2 protein-coding genes are annotated in these 2,861 nt (G+C 41.0%); both read left to right on the top strand.

The window, feature by feature from the left end; all coding sequences use genetic code 11:
* The first annotated feature begins 149 nt into the window (after nt 1-149).
* Nucleotides 150-1,550 (top strand): undecaprenyl-phosphate glucose phosphotransferase, encoded by a 1,401-nt coding sequence (locus L4C32_RS20410; RefSeq protein ID WP_428198729.1) that lies wholly within the window; start codon nt 150-152, stop codon nt 1,548-1,550.
* Nucleotides 1,551-1,565: 15 nt separating this feature from the next.
* On the top strand, nt 1,566-2,795 hold the full coding sequence (locus L4C32_RS20415) for an outer membrane beta-barrel protein (protein ID WP_428198730.1): 1,230 nt from the start codon (nt 1,566-1,568) through the stop codon (nt 2,793-2,795).
* Nucleotides 2,796-2,861: the final 66 nt, after the last annotated feature.

Genomic DNA, 2,861 nt, shown 5'->3' on the forward strand with positions numbered 1-2,861 from the left:
AAAATATACTACTCATTCAATAATTATATTTGCAATATTTAAGATGTAGAGTTTCTCATCATAAGTACGCTTTTTGATTTATATTCGTAGCGCGGTAGGAGCTTAACCTACTGGCGGTAGCGTGCTGTAATGAGTTTTAGGGACAAGTAATGCCAAACAATGGATTGATAAAATCACACGAGATGGAGTTTGCATTTCTCTATCGGCTCACTGACATCTTCTTTATCTCGATTTCCCTCTATATCTCCTCTTACCTCATCTTACAAACTTTCACTAAAGACTACTTTTTAGCCGGTACGCTTGCCGTCTTGAGTTTTATGCTTGCTGCTGAAAGCTCCAATCTTTACCGCTCTTGGCGTGTCAATACGTTTAAAGAACACATCAATGCCACTCTTCTTCCTTGGATTTTTAGCTCCGTCATTATTCTTTCTGTTGGTTACTTCACCAAAACCAGTGAGGCATACTCTCGTCTGGTTGTGGGTTGTTGGTTTGTGAGCGCACCAATCGTACTCATTGGGTGGAGATACCTCTTTAAATTAGTATTAAAAGCACTGCGAAAGAAAGGATTTAACTCCCGAAAAGCGATCATTATAGGGGTTACCGATAACGGAATTGCACTAGCTAAAGAGCTCGAAAGGAAGAAAGGGTTAGGCATTGAATTTATAGGGTTTTATGACGAAAGAACACCAGACCGATTACCGGAATCTGTTAACGCTCCTTTGTTAGGCAGTGTTGAAGATGCATTAGAACGCGCCAAAAGTGGAGATGTCGAGCACGTATACATCGCCATGCCGATGCACGCGAACCAGCGCATCTCAAAGTTCATCTCTCAGTTTTCAAATACCACCGCCAACACCTACTTAGTCCCAGATTTCTTCACCTATAACCTATTGCATTCAAGATGGCACCATGTTGGCAACATCCATACATTGAGTGTTCATGATACGCCATTTAACGGCTTAACTACCTGGGTAAAACGTGCAGAAGACATCGTTCTATCTAGCCTCATTCTCGCCTTTATTTTGCCTGTACTTGCCATCGTAGCTGTTGGAGTAAAACTCTCCTCTCCTGGCCCTATACTATTTAAACAGGATCGCTATGGACTGGATGGAAGAAAAATTAAGGTTTGGAAGTTCCGCTCAATGCGTTCAATGGATAATGGCAGTGTTGTAAAACAAGCAACCCAGAATGATCCTCGAGTCACGACATTTGGTGCTTTCATCCGTCGAACTTCGTTGGATGAGTTGCCACAATTTATTAATGTATTACAAGGTAGGATGTCCATTGTGGGGCCAAGGCCTCATGCCGTTGCACATAACGAAGAGTACCGTTCAATCGTTGACCGCTATATGCTACGCCATAAAGTTAAACCAGGAATAACCGGCTGGGCTCAAATTAACGGCTATCGTGGAGAAACCGACACTTTAGATAAGATGGAAAAACGAGTTGAGTTTGATTTAGCTTATATTCAAAGTTGGTCTTTATGGATGGACATTAAGATCGTATTTTTAACTATTTTCAAAGGATTCGTAAGCAAAACTGCTTACTAAAACAGGGCCCCAAGGATGAAACAAACGACTCGAGTAATCTTTCTTACTCTTCCACTCTCTATGATTTCAATGCAATCTCTGGCAGTCGAACCAACACCATACATTACTGAGTCCGGTATTGAGGTACAGCCTGTTCTTGCAGCTTCGTACCAATATAACGATAACATCACCCATGTCTCTGAGGGTGAAATACCTATCTCCTCGCCACTTTTAGAGGTGACTCCAGGTTTAGCACTCAAAGCTGAGCGCGGAGAAAATATCTACGAGCTAAAATACGCACTGACTAGTGGATCGTATAGTGACAGCAAAGATGACAACTATGTCGATCATAAATTTGCCAGTAACAACTTTCTGCGATTCAATTTAAGACACGCATTTCAATTTGATTACTCTTATTTTTACCTGCATGAAGATCGCGGTATTGGCTTAGCGGCTGGTGATGAACACTCAAAGGCCATTAGTGAACCTTTACGTTATGACTCGCACCAGATTAATACTATCTATGTATATGGGGCTGAAGATGCTAAAGGCCGTATTGAAGCCTCTCTCGGATTCAGTAATCGAACCTATAAGAACTATCGGAATATTACGGGTATCAATGCTTATCAAAGTTCTCGATTTAACGATTTTGATGAGATGCGATATGACTTCATTTTCTTCTACAAGGTTTTTCCAAACAGTGATTTAATTTTTGAAGTTGAAAAGCTTGACCGCCGCTATGATTACGTATTTGAAACCTCAATAGAGCAAGACAGTGACACACACTTCCTCTATGCAGGTGCGCAGTGGGATATCACCGGAAAAACAAAAGGTTCGGTTAAACTGGGTTACCAAGACAAGCAGTTTAAAGACTCTAGAAGAGAGGACTTCGGTGGGTTCAGTTGGAGAGTTGCTTTAGAGTGGACACCATCAGAACACTCAACAGTAATCTTTACCACCTCGCAAGTAGCTAAAGACCCTGACCAAGCGGGTGATTACGTTAATGAGAAAAACTACCAAGCAAGTTGGAAGCACTACTGGATGCCTCTCATTTACACGAACTTCAGTCTAGAAAAAATTGATGAAGACTATACAGGCGATTCAAGAAGTGAGGACACACTCAAAACCGGTGCGACTCTAGGGTATGATATGAAAGAGTGGATAGATCTTTCGGCAAGCTGGAAAACAGAAGAGAAAGATTCCACCAAAGCAACCTATAGCTATGACCAAGATATCTGGTCCATTGATGCAAATATTGCTTTCTAAGTAGTAGAGATTTACACAGTATGAATAATAGAACTATACAAGTATTACTATCCTTTATATTAATTT

The sequence above is a fragment of the Aliivibrio kagoshimensis genome, from assembly GCF_050337105.1.
In the GTDB taxonomy this organism is placed as follows: Bacteria; Pseudomonadota; Gammaproteobacteria; order Enterobacterales; family Vibrionaceae; genus Aliivibrio_A; species Aliivibrio_A kagoshimensis.